The sequence below is a fragment of the Candidatus Pelagibacter sp. PS_44 genome, from assembly GCF_059417735.1.
Genome location: NZ_CM182063.1, coordinates 581,501 through 603,360 on the forward strand (window position 1 = coordinate 581,501; position 21,860 = coordinate 603,360).

The 21,860-nt window shown below is 27.2% G+C and carries 22 protein-coding genes and 1 tRNA gene; 9 read left to right on the plus strand and 14 right to left on the minus strand.

Annotated elements, in window-relative coordinates; translation table 11 throughout:
* Nucleotides 1-23: 23 nt before the first annotated feature.
* From AC5SLO_RS03240 to AC5SLO_RS03265, 6 genes are all read right to left on the minus strand, one after another.
* Complete coding sequence (locus tag AC5SLO_RS03240) at nt 24-1,064, minus strand: amino acid ABC transporter substrate-binding protein (RefSeq protein ID WP_494573745.1); 1,041 nt, start codon at nt 1,062-1,064, stop codon at nt 24-26.
* A gap of 148 nt (nt 1,065-1,212) precedes the next feature.
* Nucleotides 1,213-1,289 (minus strand) — tRNA-Arg (locus AC5SLO_RS03245).
* Nucleotides 1,290-1,324: 35 nt separating this feature from the next.
* Nucleotides 1,325-2,590, minus strand: a complete 1,266-nt coding sequence (locus AC5SLO_RS03250; RefSeq protein WP_494573746.1) for a TrkH family potassium uptake protein — start codon at nt 2,588-2,590, stop codon at nt 1,325-1,327.
* A 148-nt stretch (nt 2,591-2,738) separates the two neighbouring features.
* Nucleotides 2,739-4,130 (minus strand): Trk system potassium transporter TrkA, encoded by a 1,392-nt coding sequence (gene trkA / locus AC5SLO_RS03255; protein WP_494573747.1) that lies wholly within the window; start codon nt 4,128-4,130, stop codon nt 2,739-2,741.
* Nucleotides 4,131-5,486, minus strand: coding sequence for a sigma-54-dependent transcriptional regulator (locus AC5SLO_RS03260; protein WP_494573748.1), 1,356 nt, complete (start codon nt 5,484-5,486; stop codon nt 4,131-4,133). It lies immediately after the preceding gene.
* Nucleotides 5,486-7,267, minus strand: a complete 1,782-nt coding sequence (locus tag AC5SLO_RS03265) for a sensor histidine kinase (protein ID WP_494573749.1) — start codon at nt 7,265-7,267, stop codon at nt 5,486-5,488. The genes AC5SLO_RS03260 and AC5SLO_RS03265 overlap by 1 nt, the downstream gene beginning before the upstream one ends.
* Nucleotides 7,268-7,300: 33 nt before the next feature.
* On the opposite strand from AC5SLO_RS03265, the gene ispD reads away from it, so the two are divergent.
* The 3 genes from ispD to AC5SLO_RS03280 are packed head-to-tail and all read left to right on the plus strand — an operon-like array spanning nt 7,301 to nt 9,370.
* Nucleotides 7,301-8,416, plus strand: a complete 1,116-nt coding sequence (gene ispD, locus AC5SLO_RS03270) for a 2-C-methyl-D-erythritol 4-phosphate cytidylyltransferase (RefSeq protein WP_494573750.1) — start codon at nt 7,301-7,303, stop codon at nt 8,414-8,416.
* Nucleotides 8,409-8,912 (plus strand): phosphatidylglycerophosphatase A family protein, encoded by a 504-nt coding sequence (locus AC5SLO_RS03275; protein WP_494573751.1) that lies wholly within the window; start codon nt 8,409-8,411, stop codon nt 8,910-8,912. Before ispD ends, AC5SLO_RS03275 begins: the two co-directional genes overlap by 8 nt.
* Nucleotides 8,912-9,370: a CinA family protein gene (locus tag AC5SLO_RS03280; RefSeq protein ID WP_494573752.1), complete on the plus strand. Its 459-nt coding sequence runs from the start codon at nt 8,912-8,914 to the stop codon at nt 9,368-9,370. The genes AC5SLO_RS03275 and AC5SLO_RS03280 overlap by 1 nt, the downstream gene beginning before the upstream one ends.
* Here AC5SLO_RS03280 and AC5SLO_RS03285 read toward each other — a convergent pair.
* The 8 genes from AC5SLO_RS03285 to AC5SLO_RS03320 are packed head-to-tail and all read right to left on the minus strand — an operon-like array spanning nt 9,367 to nt 15,805.
* On the minus strand, nt 9,367-9,804 hold the full coding sequence (locus AC5SLO_RS03285; RefSeq protein WP_494573753.1) for a type II toxin-antitoxin system RatA family toxin: 438 nt from the start codon (nt 9,802-9,804) through the stop codon (nt 9,367-9,369). The genes AC5SLO_RS03280 and AC5SLO_RS03285 overlap by 4 nt on opposite strands.
* On the minus strand, nt 9,804-10,730 hold the full coding sequence (lipA, locus tag AC5SLO_RS03290; RefSeq protein WP_494573754.1) for a lipoyl synthase: 927 nt from the start codon (nt 10,728-10,730) through the stop codon (nt 9,804-9,806). Before lipA ends, AC5SLO_RS03285 begins: the two co-directional genes overlap by 1 nt.
* The gene (locus AC5SLO_RS03295) at nt 10,720-11,022 is read right to left on the minus strand and encodes an FtsB family cell division protein (RefSeq protein ID WP_271516680.1); all 303 of its coding nucleotides are present in this window, start codon (nt 11,020-11,022) and stop codon (nt 10,720-10,722) included. The genes lipA and AC5SLO_RS03295 overlap by 11 nt, the downstream gene beginning before the upstream one ends.
* Nucleotides 11,022-12,278, minus strand: a complete 1,257-nt coding sequence (gene eno / locus AC5SLO_RS03300) for a phosphopyruvate hydratase (RefSeq protein WP_494573755.1) — start codon at nt 12,276-12,278, stop codon at nt 11,022-11,024. The genes AC5SLO_RS03295 and eno overlap by 1 nt, the downstream gene beginning before the upstream one ends.
* Nucleotides 12,279-13,103, minus strand: coding sequence for a 3-deoxy-8-phosphooctulonate synthase (kdsA, locus tag AC5SLO_RS03305; RefSeq protein ID WP_271516684.1), 825 nt, complete (start codon nt 13,101-13,103; stop codon nt 12,279-12,281).
* The gene (gene pyrG / locus AC5SLO_RS03310) at nt 13,100-14,716 is read right to left on the minus strand and encodes a CTP synthase (RefSeq protein ID WP_271516687.1); all 1,617 of its coding nucleotides are present in this window, start codon (nt 14,714-14,716) and stop codon (nt 13,100-13,102) included. The genes kdsA and pyrG overlap by 4 nt, the downstream gene beginning before the upstream one ends.
* 40 nt (nt 14,717-14,756) lie before the next feature.
* On the minus strand, nt 14,757-15,059 hold the full coding sequence (gene secG, locus AC5SLO_RS03315; RefSeq protein ID WP_271516690.1) for a preprotein translocase subunit SecG: 303 nt from the start codon (nt 15,057-15,059) through the stop codon (nt 14,757-14,759).
* A gap of 5 nt (nt 15,060-15,064) precedes the next feature.
* Nucleotides 15,065-15,805: a triose-phosphate isomerase gene (locus tag AC5SLO_RS03320; protein WP_494573756.1), complete on the minus strand. Its 741-nt coding sequence runs from the start codon at nt 15,803-15,805 to the stop codon at nt 15,065-15,067.
* 52 nt (nt 15,806-15,857) lie between these two features.
* On the opposite strand from AC5SLO_RS03320, the gene AC5SLO_RS03325 reads away from it, so the two are divergent.
* From AC5SLO_RS03325 to lexA, 6 genes are all read left to right on the plus strand, one after another.
* The gene (locus AC5SLO_RS03325; RefSeq protein WP_494573757.1) at nt 15,858-17,279 is read left to right on the plus strand and encodes a SurA N-terminal domain-containing protein; all 1,422 of its coding nucleotides are present in this window, start codon (nt 15,858-15,860) and stop codon (nt 17,277-17,279) included.
* Nucleotides 17,279-18,733 (plus strand): anthranilate synthase component I, encoded by a 1,455-nt coding sequence (trpE, locus tag AC5SLO_RS03330; protein WP_494573758.1) that lies wholly within the window; start codon nt 17,279-17,281, stop codon nt 18,731-18,733. Before AC5SLO_RS03325 ends, trpE begins: the two co-directional genes overlap by 1 nt.
* Complete coding sequence (locus AC5SLO_RS03335; RefSeq protein ID WP_271516697.1) at nt 18,733-19,299, plus strand: aminodeoxychorismate/anthranilate synthase component II; 567 nt, start codon at nt 18,733-18,735, stop codon at nt 19,297-19,299. The genes trpE and AC5SLO_RS03335 overlap by 1 nt, the downstream gene beginning before the upstream one ends.
* Nucleotides 19,300-19,302: 3 nt before the next feature.
* The gene (trpD, locus tag AC5SLO_RS03340) at nt 19,303-20,295 is read left to right on the plus strand and encodes an anthranilate phosphoribosyltransferase (protein WP_494573759.1); all 993 of its coding nucleotides are present in this window, start codon (nt 19,303-19,305) and stop codon (nt 20,293-20,295) included.
* Entirely contained in the window at nt 20,288-21,088 is an 801-nt protein-coding gene (locus tag AC5SLO_RS03345) for an indole-3-glycerol phosphate synthase TrpC (RefSeq protein ID WP_494573760.1), read from the plus strand. Before trpD ends, AC5SLO_RS03345 begins: the two co-directional genes overlap by 8 nt.
* 80 nt (nt 21,089-21,168) lie before the next feature.
* Entirely contained in the window at nt 21,169-21,846 is a 678-nt protein-coding gene (gene lexA, locus AC5SLO_RS03350; RefSeq protein WP_271516705.1) for a transcriptional repressor LexA, read from the plus strand.
* Nucleotides 21,847-21,860: the final 14 nt, after the last annotated feature.

Consider the following 21,860-nt stretch of genomic DNA (forward strand, 5'->3'; position numbering starts at 1 on the left):
TTATGTGTTTTATTAGATATTAATTATCTTGCTGGTGGTACGTATAATATTCCACCTTTAGTCCATAATTGGTTTGGACCTCTATCAGGTAAAATACCAGTATCAGCGATATTTCTCTTGTAGCTTTCACCGTAATTACCAACTTGTTTGATAATTCTTAAGCTCCAATCGTTATCTAAACCAAATGCTGCACCCATTTCACCTTCAGAACCAACAAGTCTTTTGATTTGTGGGTTATCAGAAGTTTTCATCATGTCAGCGTTTGAAGATGTAATACCGTATTCTTCAGCTTCGATCATTACGTTTAGAGACCATCTTACGATGTCTTCCCAAACTGCATCACCTTGACGTACAACAGGTCCTAGAGGCTCTTTAGAAATAGTCTCTGGTAACACGATGTGATCATCAGGGTTAGTCATTTTTGTTCTTTGTGCTGCTAAACCAGACTTGTCAGTTGTGTAAGTATCACATCTTCCTGAGTCATAAGCTGCAACAACTTCATCAGCTTTTTCGAAAGCTACTGGCTCATATGAAATTCCTTTTGAATTAAAGAAGTCTCTCATATTAAGTTCAGTTGTAGTTCCGATGTTAGTACATGCTGAGATTCCATTTTTGAATTGGCTCGTAGAAGTAATTCCAGAGTCTTTTCTTACCATGAAACCTTGGCCATCGTAGAAGTTTACTCCAACAAATGTTAGACCAATGTCAGCATCTCTAGAAAGTGTCCAAGTTGTGTTTCTTGATAAGATATCAATCTCACCAGAAGTTAGAGCTGTAAATCTTTCTTTAGCACTTAGTGGAGTGAACTTAACTTTGTTCGCGTCACCTAATACTGCAGCAGCAACCGCTCTACATACGTCAACGTCAACACCAGTCCAATTTCCAGCTGCATCAGCATTTGAAAATCCTGGTAGACCTTGAGATACACCACATCTTACAAAACCTTTTTTCTGAGTGTTTTTAAGAGTTTTCGATTTCTTAGCTGCCATTGTTTCAGTTGAAAAAGCAACTAGAACAGCAAATACGGCAACCAAAGAAGTTAATTGTTTTACATATTTAAACATTATTATTCCTCTGTTTTATTTATTTGTTAACAAATAATTCAATAAAATTGAATTGATGCAATTAACCATTTGGTACAACAAATAACAACCCCTATATCTGGTATTATAAAAAATAAATGTTCAACTAATTGTGGATAAAAGTAGCTTATGGTGCGCCCTGCACGACTCGAACGTGCGACCCTCGGTTTAGAAAACCGATGCTCTATCCAGCTGAGCTAAGGGCGCAAAAATACTCTAATAAACATACTTATAATACGAATTTAATTTTTAAAAAGGAATTTTTTACAAATTATCAATAAAGTTAATAACTCTAATCTACCAATAACCATGAAAAATATTAGATAATATTTGGTTAAAAAATGAAGATCATAAAAGCTGAAATCAGCTAAACCATACATCGAAGAGTTAACAGTATTCATTAATGTTAATATTGATAACTTAAAAGAATTTTCAAATTCAATATTGCTTGCAGCTAATAAAAAAGTCAAAAATAATAAAGACAAAATAAAGATTATAATTGACAAAAAGTATTTATAAATCTCATCTAGTTGAAAAAACTCTTTAGAAAATAAATGCTTATTTATATAAATATTTTTTGGTCTACTGTAGGAAAGAATTTCGTTGATAGAATATTTAAATAATGAATAAATTTTCAAAAATCTAATTCCTGAACTTGTTGAAAAAAAAGAACCCCCAATAATAACTAAAATTAAAAATAAAAATGATAAGTTTGATGAATTATTATCAAAAGAAAGACCTATATTTGAAACGCTACTGGTTAAAGAAAGAAATAATTCAATAAAATTATTTTCAAAATTTAAAAAAACAAAAAATATTGTTGTTAATATTCCAAAATAAAAAAATAAATGAATATCTTCATTAAAAAAGTTCATATTATGATTTTTTGTAAAAGTTAGATTATAAATTAAAAAGATACTAAAAAATGAAGTTAGCATTAAAATTGATGTTATAATTATTTGAAAATCATTAAGCAAAATACTTGATAGGTAAGTAGTAGGTAGAAAACCACCAGATGAAATAATTGTCATTGCTAAGTTTAATGAATTAAATAACCTAACTCCAGATAAATTAAGAATAACAAATATCATCAAAGTGATTAGTGAATATAATAGAAAAATTTTTAAAGATTGTTTTAATGTTTCTGCTTTATTAAAAGATAGAAAATTAGTTAATGTCTTTTTAAAACTATGATCAAAAATATCTATTAAAAGTATAATAGAAAATAAGAAGTACAAACCTCCTACCCATTGTGAAGAAGATCGCCATAAAATTAGCCCTTGGTCAATATGTTTAATATTATCAAAAATTGTAAAACCAGTAGAAGTAAAACCAGAAATTGACTCAAAATAAGAATCAATGAATGTTAAGTTATAATTGCTAAAATAAAATGGAATAGAAATAATTAATGGTAATAAAAAATATCCAAAGATTATTGTTATTATTTTAGAGTAAATTGTTATTTTATTTTCATTATTTTTATCAATTAAAGAAAAAATTATTGCCAAGAAACCTGATATTATAAAAGTGTAAACATAGGTGTTTAAATTAAGATAAAGATTCAAATAATAAGAATAAATTATATTAAAAAAAGAAAGGATTGCTATTAGTCCACAAAAGACACTCAAATAAATGAGTTTAATATAATTCATTTGGTTAAATAGAGCTTATACGAAACATGTTTTCAACAACATGTAAAAAATCTTTTTTTGCTAGCAATACGATTATATCTTCTTTTTTAAATACAAAATTGGATCTTGGTATAATTACTTCTTTTTCTCTTAAGACTGCTCCAATTCTTATTTCATCAGGCAAATTAGCGTTTTTTAATTCTTTATTAACTAACTCTGAACTTTCAATAATTTCTGCCTCTATAACTTCATATTCACCATTTAAGATACTGTAGGCATTTTCAACAGTTCCTTTATGAACATGTTTTAATATGCTTGAAACTGTATTCATTCGTGGATCTATAAAATCATCTATTTTTAAAGAAGATTGTAATAAAGCATAATTAGGTTTGTTAATTAATGCCATTGTTCTTTTTTCATTAATATCACTTTTATCATTAGTAAATTTTTCAACTAATACACTAACCATTAAATTATCTTCATCATCATTTGTAAGAGCCAAAACGGTCTGCACCTCTTCTAAATTAGCCTCCATTAGAACTTCTTCATCTAAAGCATCACCATTTATGACAATTGTATTATTGAGTTCACTTGCAATAAATTCTGCTCTTTCTTTATTTTTCTCAATAATTTTTACTCTTGCTGAATCAAAGCTTTCCTCAAGGTTTTTGGCAAGATTAAATCCAATATTTCCACCTCCAATGATTAATATTTTATTTGATATTTTTTCATTATGACCAAACGCTATAAGTGTTTCTTTCATTTGAGATGCGTTTATTACCACGTAAGCTTTATCACCTTTGATTATTTTGTCTGTTTTCTTAAGAATAATAAATTTATCATCTCTAACAACCCCCATAATATTAGCATCTAATTTTGGAAATTTTTTTGTAAGATCATTAAGTTTGATATTAATAATTGGGCATTTGTCGTTAATCAAAATTTCTAGTAACCTAATTTTATTATCTGCAAAAGGCACATTGTCCAATGCTCCCGGGGCCTCAAGTTTTCTTTGTATAGATTTTGCAATTTCAATTTCTGGTGAAATGATAACATCGATTGGTAAATTTTCTTTATTATAAACTCTGGTAAACTTTGGATTTAAATAATCTTGAGATCTAATTCTTGCAATTTTTTTTTGTACATTAAAAATAGAAAAAGCAATCTGACATATCAACATGTTTATTTCATCATTACGCGTTACAGCTATGATCATGTCAGCTTCTGATGCATTCGCTTTTTCTAAAATCGATGGGTATGTTCCTTTTCCAACTATAGATTTTACATCTAACAAATCATCAATTTTTTGGATATCTTCACTAGACTGATCTATGATCGTTATTGAGTGACCTTGCTCACTTAAAATTTTTGCTATGGTAAAGCCTACTCTACCAGCTCCACAAATTATAATATTCATTTAGTTTAATTCCTTGATCCCCAAGCCTTTAAGTTTTCTATGCAGGGCAGATCTTTCCATTCCAATAAAATCGGCGGTTTTTGATATATTGCCATTAAATTTTTTTAATTGTGTAGTTAAATACTCTTTTTCAAAATTTTCTCTAGCTTCTTTTAATGGTATAGATAAAGAGTTTTCTGATGGTACATTCTTAATATCAGGTGTTTTTAAGGATTCTTTTATGATATTTGAAATTTTATCAGTACTATCTGGTGAAAGTATTGCTATTCTCTCTATTAAATTTCTTAATTCTCTGACATTCCCTGGCCAATCATAATTAAGTAAATAGTTATTATTCGTATCAATACTTAGTTTTTTTAAATTATAATTTGTTGAGATTTTTTCAGAGAAATACTCAACCAACAAAGGTATGTCGGAAACTCTGTCTTTTAAAGAATCGATATTAATTTCAAATACATTTAGTCGATGATATAAATCTTCTCTAAAATTACCATTTTGTATTTCTTTTTTTATATCTTTGCTCGATGAGCATATAATTCTCACATCTACATTAATATCATGATTGCCATTAATTCTCTTAAATTTTTGATCTATTAAAACTCTTAAAATTTTAGATTGAGTATCAAGTGGGATTTCAGAAATTTCATCTATTAAAAGTATACCCTTTGATGATTTCTCTAAAGCACCATAAGTTATAGAACCATTATCTTTTTCTTCGCCAAATAATTCTAATTCATATTTTTTAATATCAAGTAATGCTCCATTCAGAATAACGAAAGGACCCTTCTGTCTTTTGGATTCTTTATGTATTTTTCTTGCAATCAACTCTTTACCAGAGCCAGTAGGTCCATTAATGAAAATTCTACTTTCAGAAACTGATATTTTATTTATTTGATCTTTTATTTTTTTAATATTGTTGCTAACACCAATTAATTCATAGGAATAAAAAAGTTTACTTTCAAATTCTTTATTCTTATTTCTAAGATTTAAATTTTCAACAGCTCTATTAATAAAATTTAATAATCTATCTTGATTAAAAGGTTTTTCAATAAATTCAAAAGCACCTGCTTTTAAAGCTTTGATCGCCATTTCAACATTTGCATGCCCTGTAATTATTATAACTGGAATATTTTTATCCTTCGTTTTAATATGTGATAAAAGTTCTAAACCATCATTATCACCCTTATCTAACTTAACATCTATAATTGCAACATCTGGGAGTTTTTTATCAATCTCATTTAATGCTTGATTATAGTTTGCAGCCAATCTTGTTTTATAACCAGCTTCTATAATTAGATCATTAATAATGTTTCTAATATCCGCATTATCATCAATAATTAATATTTCAGTACTCATTATTTTTTAAATATAATTTCAATTTTTGCACCATTTTCAAGTGATATAAAATTTATTTTGCCATTATGATCATTTATTATTTTATTAACAATAGACAAACCTAAGCCAGTACCTTTTTTCTTTGTTGTAAAGTAAGGATTTAAAATATCATTTATATTGTTTGCAAACATTCCAAACCCTAATCCATTATCAATAATACTAAAATTAATTTTTTCTGAATTATCATTTAAAAAAATGTCAATTTTTCCAATCAAATTAATATTATTAACCTTTTTTTCCTGAATACTTTCTATAGAGTTTTTAATCAAATTAAAGAATACTCTACTTAATTGTTCATTATCAGAATTTAATAATATATCAGATTTGCTTGCCTTAAAATCTATAATAATTTTGTCATCCAATTCATTTATTAGTTTGATATTATCTTTTATCAAAGACACTAGGTTGTTATCTTTAAGAATTGGTTTTGGCATTCTTGCAAAATCTGAAAATTCATTAACTAAATTTTCTATTTGATTAATTTGTTTTACAATAATCAATAAACTTTTAGAAAAATCTTCTTTTTCATGATCAGCTACTTTTTCTGAATATTTACTTTTTAATCTATCAATGGTTAATTGAATAGGTGTAAGAGGGTTTTTAATTTCATGAGCCAATTTTCTAGCTAGGTTTTCCCAAGCTTCATGTCTTTCTTTAATTATAAGTTTTTCTTGTTGTGATTTTAATTGATCTATCATTAAATTAAAATTTTGATTTAATAATTCCATGTCTTTATCAGTTTTAATTTCTGGTACTTTAATATCAAGATTACCTTTTCCGATATTAGAAGATGCAATAATCAAATTATTAATAGATCTAAAGAATCTTGATGAAAATCTTATAGCAATTGATATTGATAAAAATAATAATAATGAGACTATAACAAGATAAATAAATACAAATGATATCTTAATTCCTGTTTGTTTGTTTAAAACTGTGTAATAAAAATTAAGAGCTTCTTGAGATTCAAGTAAATATTGAGAAATTTTTTTATCTAAATATTTAACTATATACAAATACTTTCCATCAAAGTTTTCAAGTTTTATAATGGATGCTGTTTGATTTTTAAAAGCATTAATAATCTTAAGTGGTCTTTTATCATTTTGGACCATTTCTAAAGCATCATTTAAAGGTGGTGAATACAAAGTGTTATCTTCTAAAGTTGATAGATATAAGTTTCCATTACCGTCAATAATATGAACCTCATCCATATCTCTAATTAATTTTTGAGTATTTAGAAAACTTTTAAATTGATTAATATTTGTGTTTAAAAAATTAATACTCTTGTTTAAATCAAATGCTATTAAAATTATCTCTGATTGAGTTTTAGTTCTAACTTCCTCTGTATAACTTTTTGCAATTTCATAAGAGTTATTAACTGCTGTTGTAATTTTCTTATCCAAATATTTGTCAAGAGCAAAAGAAAGCAGGAATAATGAAAATAAAGAAATTAAAATTGAAGGAATTAAAGTAAATAATGCAAAAAATGTTATATATTTTCTGTTGGCTTTAGAGCCACTTACATCAACATCTATCTTTAAAGAATTTTTTACTTCTGAAAAAATCATAAAGAAAAGAAGTATTAACAATATAATATTTCCAATTAATAATAGCTGGAGATTATCATCAGATAATTTTAAAAAACTTTTATCAATAAACGTTAAAAAGGTTACAAAACCTACAAATAAAGTTATTAAAAATATCACAATGATAAATATATTTTTTTTTATAAAATCAATCATTGTGAACAAAATAATGTGTTATATATTTTTATCATGAATACTTGCTTTATAATACTTGCTGGAGGCGAAAGTAAAAGATTTAATTCAAATATTCCAAAACCATACGTAGATTATAAAGGTAAGCCTTTATTATTGCATTCAATTGATAAAGCTAAAGTATTTAATAAGTTTAATAAAATTATTCTTGTAATAAATAAAAAACATAAAAATTATATCAAAAAACTTAATATCAAAAATATCAAAATTATTAATGGTGGTAAAACTAGAGCAGAGTCTGCTTATATGGCCTTAAAAAATATTAAAAAAAATAATTTTAAACACGTAATAATTCATGATGCAGCAAGACCAAATTTTTCTCTAAAACTTTTAAAGAAACTAATAGATGAATTAAAAAAAAATGATTGCGTAATTCCTGCTATTCAAACAACAGATTCGATTAAGGAAAAAACTTCAAATATTGTTAAAAACTTAAAAAGAGAGGATATTTATTTAATACAAACCCCTCAAGCATTTAACTACAAAAAACTTTTTGAACTTCAAAATAATAAAAGTGAGGAAGTTACTGATGATGCCAACTTATTTGTAAGAGCTGGTAAAAAAATAAAGATTATTAAAGGCGAGCTTACCAATAATAAAATTACAATAAACAAAGATATTAAATTAAACAATTTAGTAAAATTTGGACTTGGTTTTGATGTTCACAGATTAGTTCCTAATAAAAAACTTTACTTAGGTGGAATTAAAATACCCTCATCTGTTGGTACATTAGGTCATTCAGATGGAGATCCTGTGTTACATGCAATAACTGATGCAATTCTTGGTGCTTGTTCTATGGGTGATATCGGTGAAAAATTTTCAGATAAGAATAAGAAATTTAAAAATATTAGATCTACCATTCTATTAAGTGAAATAATTAAGCAAACTGTAAAAAAAGGCTACCTAATCAATAATCTTGATATAAATATAATTACTCAAAAACCTAAAATTCAAAAATATAAAAAACAAATACTAAACTGTATTTCAAAAATTTGTAATATCTCCCGTAGTCAAATTAATATAAAAGGTAAAACAACTGAAAAGTTAGGTGTAATTGGTAAAGAAAAAGCTATAGCTTGTGAAGTAATAGCTTCTGTTATTAAAAATGATTAAATCTTTCAACTCATTATTCGTTACTATTTTTGGTCTTGGTAAAATTAGATATATGCCAGGAACATTTGGGTCACTGGCGACTGTAATTATTCTTTATTATTTATTCCACACTCTAAATATTTCACCAAATATAATTTTATTTGGATTGATAATAATATTTATTTACTCATTTTATGCTGTTTCAAGTCATATAGAAAATAGTGAAAATAAGGATCCAGGTGAAATTATTATTGATGAATTTTTAGGTCAATCAATTCCTATATACCTTTATGAGATATCACATGGAACAACAAAAGATGGTGGAGAAGCTATCGTTTATTATACTCTATTTTTTATTCTTTTTAGATATTTTGATGTCATGAAACCATTTCCCGTAAGCTTTTTTGATAAAAACTTTAAGAATAGTTTTGGTGTAATTATGGATGATGTTTGTGCTGGATTTTATGTTGTATTAACACTTGTGTGTTTTATGATTATTAAAAGTTATGTTTTGTAATGAAAAATTTGGTAAAAATATTAACTAAAAAAAAATTAAAGATTGCTTTAGCTGAGTCTTGTACGGGTGGAATGCTTGCATCAGAGATAACATCCATAAGTGGAGCCTCGAAAGTATTTGGTTTAGGTCTTGTCACTTATTCAAATCAAGCAAAAATAACTGTTTTAAAAGTAAATAAAAGCATTATTCAAAAATATGGAGCTGTTAGCCCTCAATGTTGTGAGGCTATGGTTAAAAATTTATCAAAAATTTCTAAAGCACAAATTAATGTTTCAATTACAGGAATTGCAGGTCCAAATGGTGGTACTAAGAAAAAACCTGTTGGACTAGTTTATATTGGAGTAAAAAAAAATAATAAAATATTTATTACTAAAAATGTATTTAAAGAAAAAAGTAGAAAAGCAATCCAAAAATCTACAATTAAGAAAACTTTTAAGATTATAAAATCACTGATTTAGAGATTTTCTGCCTTTTTTTGAAATGCATCAGCTATTTTGTTTAAGCCAAATTGGAAAGATTTTTCCATAATTAAATTTAAAAACTTATTCTTTATTTCAAAATCAACATCAAATTGAACTTCAGTGTAGTTTTCTTTTTGTATAAATTTCCAGTTATTTTCAAGATGATTTAAAGGACCACCAATATTAGTTACATGTATTGAATCATTTTTTTTGTCATAACGAACATCACTTTTATAAGTATCTACAAAAGGTTTTCTACCAATAGTAAGATCTGCAATAATTAATACCTCGTCTTGTTTATCTTCTTTTTCATATACTTTTGAATCTATACAAAAAGGTATAAACTCTGGATATTTTTCAATGTCTAAAACAAAATCAATTAATTTTTGTTTTTCGCGAGCTATCTGCCTGGTTACTGAGGCTTTAGGCATTAATGTTTGTTTAATCTATTTTGTTGAAGTTTAGCAAAGTCTTCATCAGCATGATAAGAAGATCGTGTTAGTGGTGAAGAAGAGACTAATAAAAAACCTTTAGACTTTGCAATATTTTCTAAATCCTTAAATTCATCAGGATGATAATATCTCTCAAGCGGATGATGTTTAACAGAAGGTTGTAAATATTGCCCAATTGTTAAAAAGTCTACATCAGCAGACCTTAAGTCATCCATTACCTGAATTAATTCATCTTTGCTCTCTCCTAAACCAACCATTAAACCTGATTTAGTAAAAATTTTTTTATTAATCTTTTTTACATTCTTTAAAAGTTCCAATGATCCAAAATATCTAGCACCTGGTCTAACTTTTAAATAAAGTCTTGGAACTGTTTCAATGTTATGATTGAAAACATCTAAGTCTGCTTCTAAAATTTTTTTATAAGCATCCCCTTTTCTTAAAAAATCTGGGGTTAAAACTTCAATTGAAGTATTTGGATTTTTTTTTCTTATAGCTGTAATTACATCAAAAAAATGATTGGAACCTCCATCCTCTAAATCGTCTCTATCAACAGAAGTTATTACAACATGCTTAAGATTAAGTTTGTGGACTGCATTTGAAATTTTGTAAGCCTCAAATGGATCTAAGTTTTCCGGCTTTCCTGTTTTAACATCACAGAAAGCACAAGCTCGAGTGCAAGTATCACCCATAATCATAAATGTAGCATGACGCTTACTCCAACATTCTGTAATATTTGGACAATTAGCTTCCTGACAAACTGTTACTAAATTATTTTGATTAACAATAGTCTTGGTTAAGAAGAATTCTTTGCTGTTAGTTAATTTAGACCTTATCCAATCAGGTTTTTTTTTAATTGGATTTACTGGTTTGTTAACTTTTTCTGGGTGTCTTGGTTTAATTGTCATTCTTTTTAATTATATAGAGTGTCTCACCTTCTTTTCCAAATAAAAACTTTTCACGTAATAGTGTTTCAACATAATCTAAATCAAGATTTTCACTTAATAAAGAATTCTTGAACTCTAAATCTTTAATTTTATTTCTTAAATCTGCTTCTTCCTTTGTTAAATTTAATAAAATTTCTTTTTTTTTAAAGTATGAAAAAAGACCTCTTTCACCATCGAGTAAGTTAAAAAAGAAATAAAGTATTAAGAAAGTAGAGATTAATAAAAAATAATTTTTTTTAATTTTACTCAACATTAATGAATCTTATTCATTTTTACTTTTTTACCAAGCTGTTCTTCTATACGTAATAGTTGGTTATATTTTGCAACTCTTTCAGATCTTGCAAGAGAACCAGTTTTAATTTGATTGGAATTGGTTCCAACAGCAAGGTCGGCTATAAAAGTATCTTCACTATCTCCAGATCGATGAGATATAATTGTTTTGTAGCCAATGATTTGAGCAAATTTTATAACCTCGAGTGTTTCAGAAACTGTGCCAATTTGGTTTAACTTAATAAGAATTGAATTTGATGAATTATTTAAAAAACCTTTTTTAAGTCTCTCTAAATTTGTAACATAAAGATCATCACCTACAATTTGAACATTTTTTGTAGATTTCATTAAATTGCTCCATGAAGTCCAATCATTTTCAGCGAAAGGATCTTCAATTGATTTTATCTTATATTTATTTATAATTTTTAGATATTTATTAATTGTTTGATCTACTGAAACTAATTTTTTTGAATGAATTGAATATTTTTTACTTTTAAATAGCTCATTAGCCGCAACATCTAAACAAATTGAAACATCTTTACCATTTTTAAAGCCTGCAGCTTTTATTGCTGATACAATTAAGTCTAAAGCTTTTTCATTACTATCAATCATAGGTGCAAAACCACCTTCATCGCCAACAGATGTTGACAGCTTCTTTTTTTTAATAAGTTTTCTTAAACTGCTTATTACTAAAAAACAAATTCTCATTGCTTCAGAAAAATTTTTGGCTTTATCTGGTCTGATCATAAATTCTTGGATTCTCAAACCATTGTTTGCATGAGCCCCACCATTAATAATATTCATTAGTGGATAAGGTAAACTAAAATTATTCTTAACTAAAAAAGTTTTAAATAAAGGTTTTTTTTTAATTTTTGCTGATAGTTTTTTTGCAGCCATTGATACAGCAAGTATAGCGTTAGCTCCTAAATTTGTTTTTTGTCTTGTGCCATCAAGATTAATTAATATTGTATCTATACGAATTTGATCATGAATATTAATACCTTTTAGCTTTTTAGAAATTTTAGTATTAATTATATCAATTGCATTAAAAACACTTTTACCAAGATATCTTTTGTTATTTTTGTCTCTTTTTTCAAATGCTTCATACGTTCCAGTAGAGGCACCTGAAGGACAAATAGCTGATGCACTTTGATTCTTAGAATAAACTTCAGCTTCAATAGTAGGATTACCACGACTGTCAAATACTTGACGAGCTCTTATCTTTAAAATCTTACTCATCTATTTTTTAATTAAATTATCAATTTCAAATAGTTGGGATAATAGATTTTCTAATTTATCTAAAGGTACCATATTTGGTCCGTCAGACGGTGCGTTGTCTGGATCTTGATGAGTTTCAATAAATACTCCAGCAACACCTACTGCAACTGCAGCCCTTGCAAGATATTCAACAAATTCTCTTTGACCACCACTAGTTTCTCCTAACCCTCCAGGTTGTTGCACTGAATGTGTAGCATCAAAAATAACTGGATAACCATTTTTTGCCATTATAGGTAAAGATCTCATATCAGAAACAAGTGTGTTGTATCCAAAACTCGCACCTCTTTCAGTTACCAGAATATTTTCATTTCCTGAGTCTGATATTTTTTTGGTTACATTAACCATGTCCCAGGGTGCAAGAAATTGACCTTTTTTAACATTTATAATCTTTCCGGTTTTTGCTGCGGCAACCAACAAATCCGTTTGTCTGCATAAAAAAGCTGGAATTTGCAATATATCCGCATGGCTTGCAACAACTGAACATTGTTCAATATTATGAATATCAGTTAAAATTGGTACATCTAATTCTTTTTTAATTTTGTCAAAAATTGGTAAAGATTGTTCAAGACCCGCTCCTCTCTTTCCTTTTAAGCTTGTTCTATTTGCTTTATCAAAAGAGGTTTTATAAATAAAACCCATCTTAAATTTAGAGGTAATCTCTTTAATTTTTCCAGCCATATCCATGGCATGTTGCTCTGTCTCAAGTTGGCAAGGTCCAGCTATAATACAAATCTTATTATTATTAGCAATTTCAATATTTCCACAATTAACTTTTATATTTTTCATTTATATTTTTTTGCAGCTCTAATAAATGAAGAGAATAAAGGATGAGGATCTAAAGGTCTAGATTTAAATTCAGGATGAAACTGAACTCCTATAAACCAAGGGTGATTTTTGAGTTCGATAATCTCTGGAAGCTTTTTATCTGGGGATAAACCTGAAAATATTAACCCTTTCTTCTCAAATTTTTCTTTATATGAAATATCCACTTCGTATCTATGTCTATGTCTTTCTTTGATTAATCTAGATTTATAGATATCTCTAATTTTAGATTTCTCTTTTAAAATTGCATCGTAAGAACCAAGCCTCATAGTTCCACCAAGATCTTTATCTGTGCCTTTAACTTTTCCTCCACTTTTTTCCCACTCATGCATTAAGCCAATTAAGTGAACTCCTTTTTTGTCAAATTCAGAAGAGGTTGCTTTTTTAATCTTTAATTGATTCCTTGCAAACTCTATAATTGCCATTTGCATGCCATAACAAATTCCAAGAAAAGGAATTTTATTTATCCTTGCATATTTAATGGCCTCAATTTTTCCCTCTGTTCCTCTTTTACCAAAACCTCCTGGAATTAAAATTCCTGAAACATCTTTTAGTTTATCTTTAATTTGTGAAACTTTTAGTTTTTCAGAATCAATTCTTACTAAATTAACTTTAAGATTATTAGTAATACCTCCATGAGTAAGTGCTTCATCTAAAGATTTATAAGCATCTTTTAATTCAACATATTTTCCAATAATTGCAATATCAACTTGTCTCTTTGTATTTAGGGTAACTTTGGTTATTTTTTTCCATGGTACTAAGTTATTAGATCTTTTAGATTTTAGTTTAAAATGATTTAAAACCTGAACATCTAATTTTTCTTTTGCAAAACTAATTGGTGCTTCATAAATTGTTTTTACATCAACGGTTTCAATTACATTTCTAATATCAACATTACAGAACAAGGATATCTTTTTTCTGTGTTCTAAAGGGATAGGTCTTTCTGATCTGCAAATTATAATATCAGGTTGAATACCAATACTTCTTAGTTCTTTGACAGAGTGTTGAGTTGGTTTTGTTTTAATTTCGTCTGATGCTTTTAAATAAGGTACTAGTGTTAAATGAATAAATAATGAATTTTTCTTTCCAACATCGTTAGAAAATTGTCTTATAGCTTCTACAAATGGAAGGCTTTCAATATCACCTACTATGCCTCCTATTTCGCAAATTACAAAATCTTCTTTGGTAGTGTCATATTTAATAAACTCTTTAATTCTATCAGTGATGTGGGGAATAACCTGAACAGTTTTTCCAAGATACTGTCCTTTTCTTTCCTTTTTAAGAACATCGCTATAAATTTTTCCAGTTGTAATATTGTCTGTTTTCTTTGCAGTTACTCCAGAAAATCTCTCATAATGACCTAAATCTAAATCAGTTTCAGCACCATCATCTGTTACAAACACTTCCCCATGTTGAAACGGACTCATTGTTCCTGGATCTACATTTAGATATGGGTCTAATTTTCTTAAACGAACTTTGTAACCTCTAGATTGTAATAAATAAGCAAGAGATGCAGAAGAGAGACCTTTACCAAGAGAGGAAACCACGCCGCCAGTGACAAATATAAATCGCGCCATGGAATTATCTTATAGCGATTATTTGATTAATTGAAAAGACTTAATTGTTATTTTCTGGAATCGACGGTGTATCGTCAGATTTTTCCTCAATTACATCTAGTACAGAAGAAGTTGGAGTAAGCTCACTCCGAGATATAATAGTAAGTAAGAGGCTACAAACTATAAAAAGAGTCGCAACAATTGCTGTTGCTTTGCTCATGAAATTACCTGCAGATCTTGAAAGCATAAAATTATCTTGAGACATTCCAATACCTAAAGCTCCACCCTCTGATTTTTGAGTAAGTATTAAAAGAACCAAAATAAAAGCTAGTATAAGATTTACTACTAGAAGAATATTTTCCATTGCATTTAACTATACATTTTTTTAACTATATCAATAAATTTTTTAGCACTTTGTGATGCTCCACCAACTAAAAAACCATCAAGATTATTAACTTTTTTAAGATTAATAATATTCTTAGGATTTACAGAGCCTCCATATAAAACTCTTTGGGGCTTATCTCTAAATTTATTCTTAATAAACTTAATTGTCTCAAAAAGATCCTTGTGAGTTGGAATGACTCCACTTCCTATAGACCAAATGGGTTCATAAGCAATAAATATGTTTGATTTGTTTTTAATATTTTTTAATCCAAAATGAATTTGTTTAGATAAAGTTGATTTTGTTTTTTTTTGTTTTTTTTCATTTAAAGTTTCACCAATACAAAAAATGACTTTTAATTTTGATTTAAGAGCACTTTTAATTTTAACATTAATAACTTTATCAGTCTCACCCTCAGCTCTATTTTCGGAATGACCAATGATTACAAATTGTGCACCAATATTTTTTAACATACGTGAATTGATAGAGCCTGTATAAGGTCCATAATCATCATCTTCATGACAATTTTGACCGCCAATACCTATTTGACAATTTTTGAATTTTTTTGAAAATGCGTCAATCAAAGTAAATGGAGGACAATAAATCAATCTACCTTTCTTGATGTCTTTTGATTTTGAAAATTTAATAACTTTATTCAATGAATTTAGCGAAGATAGGCTTCCATACATTTTCCAGTTTGCTACAAAATACATATATTTATTTGTCATAATGAAAGAATTAATCTATAGATTTATTTTAGTTCAATAAATATATAAAGCAATGATTAGTACTTTTAAAAATCTTACAAAGAAAAAAATTGGTGGCTTAGTATTAATAATTGTCATTATTATTGCATTTGGCTTTGGAGGATTTGGTGGTGGTTTTAACACCAGCAATCAAAATAATATTGCTAAGATTAATAGTACTAAAATTTCTACACAAAACTATGTTGATTATTTAAACCAATCTGGATTAAGCAATCAAGTAATAAAAAACAATATTGATAACGGTATTATTGAGGAACTTTTGTCCACATTGGTCTCAACTACATTATTGGATCTAGAGATAAATGATTTGAGTCTTTCTGTCTCCAAACAGATCATTGTAGAAAAAATTAAATCCAACAAAAATTTTATGGATGATGATGGTAATTTTCAAAGAACCTTATATGAAAAATTTTTACTAACAAACAATTCATCTGCTCCAGCTTTTGAAAGCAAATTAAAAAATAATGAATTACAAAAACAACTTTTTACTTATATTAGTGGAGGCACCAAGACACCTAATTTTTTAATAGATAAATTTTATAAAGAACAAAATAGTAAATTAGAGATTGATTTTATCGATTTAAATTTATTTTATAAAAAAAAAGATGCATTTACTGATATTGATATAAATGATTTTATTACTGAAAACTCAGATAAGCTTTTACAAGATTACATTAATTTTGAGTATGTGGATCTAAATCCTAAAAATTTGACTGGATTAAGTGAATTCAATCAAGCTTTTTTTGATAAAATTGATGCCATTGAAAATCAAGTTTCAAAAAATATTAATTTTTCACAAATTATAAAAGAGTTTAATTTAAAAGCTAATAACGTGGTTGACTATATTAATTTAGATAACAAAGAGGATATAAAAAATCTAATTTATAATTCAAGAAAAAATAAAATAGATATTATTGAATATAATGATAATTACACATTATATAATATATCTGAATTAAATTCAAAATTACCAGACAACAAAGATGAAAAATTTAGAAAACAAATCACAAATCTTTTATTTGAAAAAGAAAAATATGAATTCAATAAAAATATTTTAGATAAAATTAACAAAAAAGAATTTGATCAAAATTCCTTTTTAAAATTAGGTTCTAATAAGATTGAAAAAATTAAATTAAATTCAATAAAAGATGATAAAAAATTTGAAATCAATTCAATTAAAGTTTTATATTCTTTGCCGCTTAAAACTTTTACTTTAGTTGCAGACAGCAAAAACAATATATATTTAGCTCAAACACTAGGTTTCGATATAAACAATGTTGATTTCAAGTCAAAAGAGTTTGCCAATGCATCTATTGAAGAAAGTGCTCAAAACAAAAATAGTATCTTAAAATCATATGATTTCTTTTTAAATACTAAATATGATGTTGTTGTAAATGACTCAGCTGTTGACCGAGTTAAAAATTATTTTAAATAATGCTCAATAAAAGCCTTTCTGAATTTAAGCGCCAGCACCAAAAAAAAATAAATCAAGTACTTTTTGTCTCTAGAAAGATAAATGATGACACTGAAATTTTAAATTTAATTGAAAATTTTCTTGTTGAAAAAAATAGCTTTATTTTTGAGTCAGTTGAAAAAGGAAAAATAAAAGGAAGATATACAATATTTGGTAAAAATCCTGATAAAATTTGGGAATTTAATAATGATAGATCTTATCTAATTGAAGATAAATCTAAAAAAAGAATTAAAGGTTCGCCAGATAAAATAATAGAAAAAATAATTGAAAGTTTTAATTTTAAAACACCCACCAGCCTTCCTCCTATTTGTTCTTTAATTTCTGGTTATTTTTCTTATGACTCAATTAGATATATAGAAAAAATACCTAACAAATGTAAGGATGATTTAAAATTGCCAGATGTTAGATTGTTAAGGCCTCAAACTGTAATTATTCATGATAATCTAAAAAAAAAGATTTTCTACATAGTGAATGTCTTTAAAGATAAAAAAATATCAAACTATAAAAAAGTATATTTAAGGATTAAAGAAGATATTGAAAGATTATTAATGGAGTCTTCCTTTAAAAAGACTTCACCACAAAGAACATCATTTTCTAATTTTAAAGTTAAATCTAATACTTCAAAAAACAAGTTTCTAGCCATGATTACAAGGGCTAAGAAGTATATTAAGCTTGGAGATATATTTCAGGTTGTCTTAAGTCAAAGATTTGAGGCAAAATTATCTAAAAGTCCATTAGATATTTATAAAAAATTAAGAAATACAAACCCTTCTCCATTTATGTATTTTTTTAATTTTACAGATTTTCAAATAGTTGGTGCGAGTCCTGAAATCTTGGTTAGACTTAGAGATAATAAGATAACTGTCAGACCAATAGCTGGCACTAGACCAAGAGGCAAAGATGTAAAAGAAGATAACTTTTTAGCAAAAGATTTATTAAATGATAAAAAGGAACTTTCAGAACATCTAATGTTATTAGATCTTGGAAGAAATGATGCGGGTAAAGTCTCTAAAATTAATTCAATTAAAGTTACAGAAAGTTTTATAATTGAAAAATATTCCCACGTTATGCATATAGTTTCAAATGTAATTGGAATATATAATAAAAAATTCAGTAAATTTAAAACCTTACTTGCTGGTTTTCCAGCTGGTACTGTTTCTGGAGCGCCTAAAATAAGAGCAATGGAAATTATTGATGAATTAGAAACATCAAAACGAAAAGTTTATGCTGGAGGCATCGGCTACTTTTCTTCGAATGGGGAATTTGACACCTGCATTGCTCTTCGAACAGCTATAGCAAAGAATGATAAATTTTATGTGCAAGCTGGTGCTGGTATAGTTGCTGATAGTAATCCAATAAAAGAATATGAAGAAACTATAAACAAAGCGAAAGCATTACTAAGCGCATTAAGATAATGAAACTTTTACTAATAGATAACTATGATAGCTTTACATTTAATCTCTATCATTATCTTTCATCATTAAAGGTAAATGTTGATGTTGTTAGAAATGATAAAATTAATGTTAAAGAAATTATCAAAAAAAAATATGATAGGATTGTAATTTCTCCTGGACCAGGTAACCCAAATCAATCTGGTAATTGTATTAATATTGTTAAATCACTTTATAAACAAGTACCAATTTTGGGTGTGTGTTTGGGACATCAAATAATTGGCCAAGTCTTTGGTTCAAAAATAATTCAAGCAAAAAAAGTAATGCATGGCAAAACTAGTAGAATAAAATCCAATCAAATTGGAATTTTAAAAAACCTACCCTTAAATTTTGAGGCGACTAGATATCATAGTTTAATTATTGATAAAAAAACTCTATCTAATCAACTTAAAATCACTGCTGAAACTAATGATGGGATTATTATGGCTATTATGCATAAAGAATACAACATTCATGGTGTTCAATTTCATCCAGAAAGTATTAAAACTAAATTAGGAATAAAAATATTAAAAAACTTTATTAATTATTAATCTATGAAACAAATTCTAGAGAAATTAAGAAAAAAACAAGATTTAACTTTTTCAGAAAGTAAATCTGCCTTTGAATTATTAATGACTGGAAAAGCTAATGAAGAAGAGATTTATAACTTTTTAACCCTGCTCTCTGAAAAAGGTGAAGTTTCAGATGAAATAGCAGGAGGTGTTTATGTCCTTAGAGAAAAATCAAAAAGAGTAAACGTTGCCGATTGTGTTGATACCTGTGGAACTGGTGGAGACGGCATGAATACTCTAAATATTTCAACTGCTTCTGCTTTACTGTTGGCCAGTATGGGTACAAAAGTAGCTAAACACGGTAATAAAGCCGTATCATCAAAATGTGGTTCTGGTGATGTTTTAGAGGCTCTTAAAATTAAAATAGATCTTGAGCCAAATGATATAGAAAAAGAGATCAATAATAATAACTTTGGTTTTATGTTTGCTCCCAATTATCACAGTGCAATGAGATTTGTTGGTCCTGTAAGAAAGAAAATTGGCAAAAGAACTATTTTTAATATGATCGGTCCATTAAGCAACCCAGCTTTAGTTGATAGACAAGTTGTTGGTGTTTTTGATAAAAAATTACTAAAGATATTTGCAGAAGGACTTCGAAATTTGAATATTAAATTTGCATGGATTGTAAACAGTGAAGATGGTTTGGATGAGATATCCCCTTATGCAAATACAAATGTAATTCAATTAAAAAATGGGGAGATATCTGAAATTACAATTGATCCAAAGGCTCTTAATGTTAATGCAGATAAATTCGATAATTTAATTGGTGATGATGCTAATTTTAATGCTAATAAAATGATTGAAATTTTTAAAGGTAAAGATAATGATTTTTCAAAAGCTGTTTGTTTAAATGCAGCTGCTGGATTAATAGTTAGTGAAAAATTTACAAACTTCCTAGATGCTTATAATTTTTCAAGAGAATTTATTTTATCTGGCAAACCCTACTCTCATTTAGAAAAAATTCGAAATGTCTGAAAATGTATTGAATAATATAATTAAAAAAAAAATAGAAAGAATAGATTTATTAAAAAAATCAACTAGCTTAGATTCTTTAAATGAAATTATAGATAAAAATAACTCTTATATTAATTTTAAAGAAAAAATTGAAAATAATACAATATGTGACAAAATTTCAATAATAGCTGAAATTAAAAAAGCTAGCCCATCTGCAGGTGTAATTATAAATGATTACAATCCAGTTGAAATTGCAAAAATTTATTATGAAAATAAAGTAACTTGCTTATCAGTTCTTACAGAAGAAGATTTTTTTTTAGGAAATTTAATTCATATTAGTAAAATTAAACAACAATTTAATTTACCAATTTTATGTAAAGATTTTTTTATTGATAAATTTCAAATACCATTGGCTAAAAGTTATGGGGCTGATGCAATTTTAATTATTCTTGCAGGTGTATCAGATGATTTGGCTCATGAATTATATGAAGAAGCATTAAAATATAATATGTCAGTTATTGTTGAAGTGCACACTGTAGAAGAAGCTGAAAAATCTTTGAATTTTAAAAATGCTTTAATTGGAATTAATAATAGAAACTTAAAAACGCTAAAGACTGATATTAATACAACCTACGATATTTATAATGTACTTGCTAAACACCAAGGACCTTTAATTTCTGAAAGTGGAATTAAAACAAAAGATGAACTTTTAGATTTGAAAAATAAAACCTCTATTAAAACTTTTTTAATTGGAGAATCACTTTTAAAAAATTTGTCAGAAAATTCTATATTTTCAGTTTTAAAGTCAAATTAACCCTTATTTTACTTACTTATTAAGCTATTGTTAATTAATAAGAACTTTTATAGAACATTGTTTGTACGATATTTGTTCTTATGCTTACAAAAAAACAAAAAAACTTGCTTTTATTTATCAACAAAAAGTTGAGAGCTTCGGGCGTATCACCTTCATACGAGGAGATGAAAGATTCTTTAAATTTAAAATCTAAGTCAGGAATTCATAGATTAATAAGTGCTTTAGAGGAAAGAGGTTTTATTAGAAGGTTAGCTCACAAAGCAAGAGCTCTGGAGGTTATAAAGCTACCTGAGACAGCTTCAGCAAATGATATTTACAATAGCTTTTCACCTAGTGTTATTAAGGGTGGATTAGACAATGATATAAGTAATGGAGATGAAATTGAAATACCTGTTCTAGGCAAGATTGCTGCTGGAACTCCAGTAGAAGCAATTCAAAATGAGGTTGCTAGAATACCGCTTCCAAGTAATTTAGAAAAGAATGGCCAATATTTTGGACTTAAAGTTCAAGGAGACTCTATGATCGAAGCAGGTATCAATGAAGGAGACACAGTAATCATAAAAAGAACTGATACAGCTGATAATGGAAAAATTGTTGTGGCTTTAATAGATGAACATGAGGCAATGCTTAAAAGAATTAGAAGAAAAGGTAAAACTGTAGCACTTGAGAGTGCAAATAGAAATTATGAAACCAAAATATTTGGCCCAGATAGAGTAAAAGTTCAGGGTGTTTTAGTATCTTTATATAGAAACTTCTAATAAAATAGTTTAAA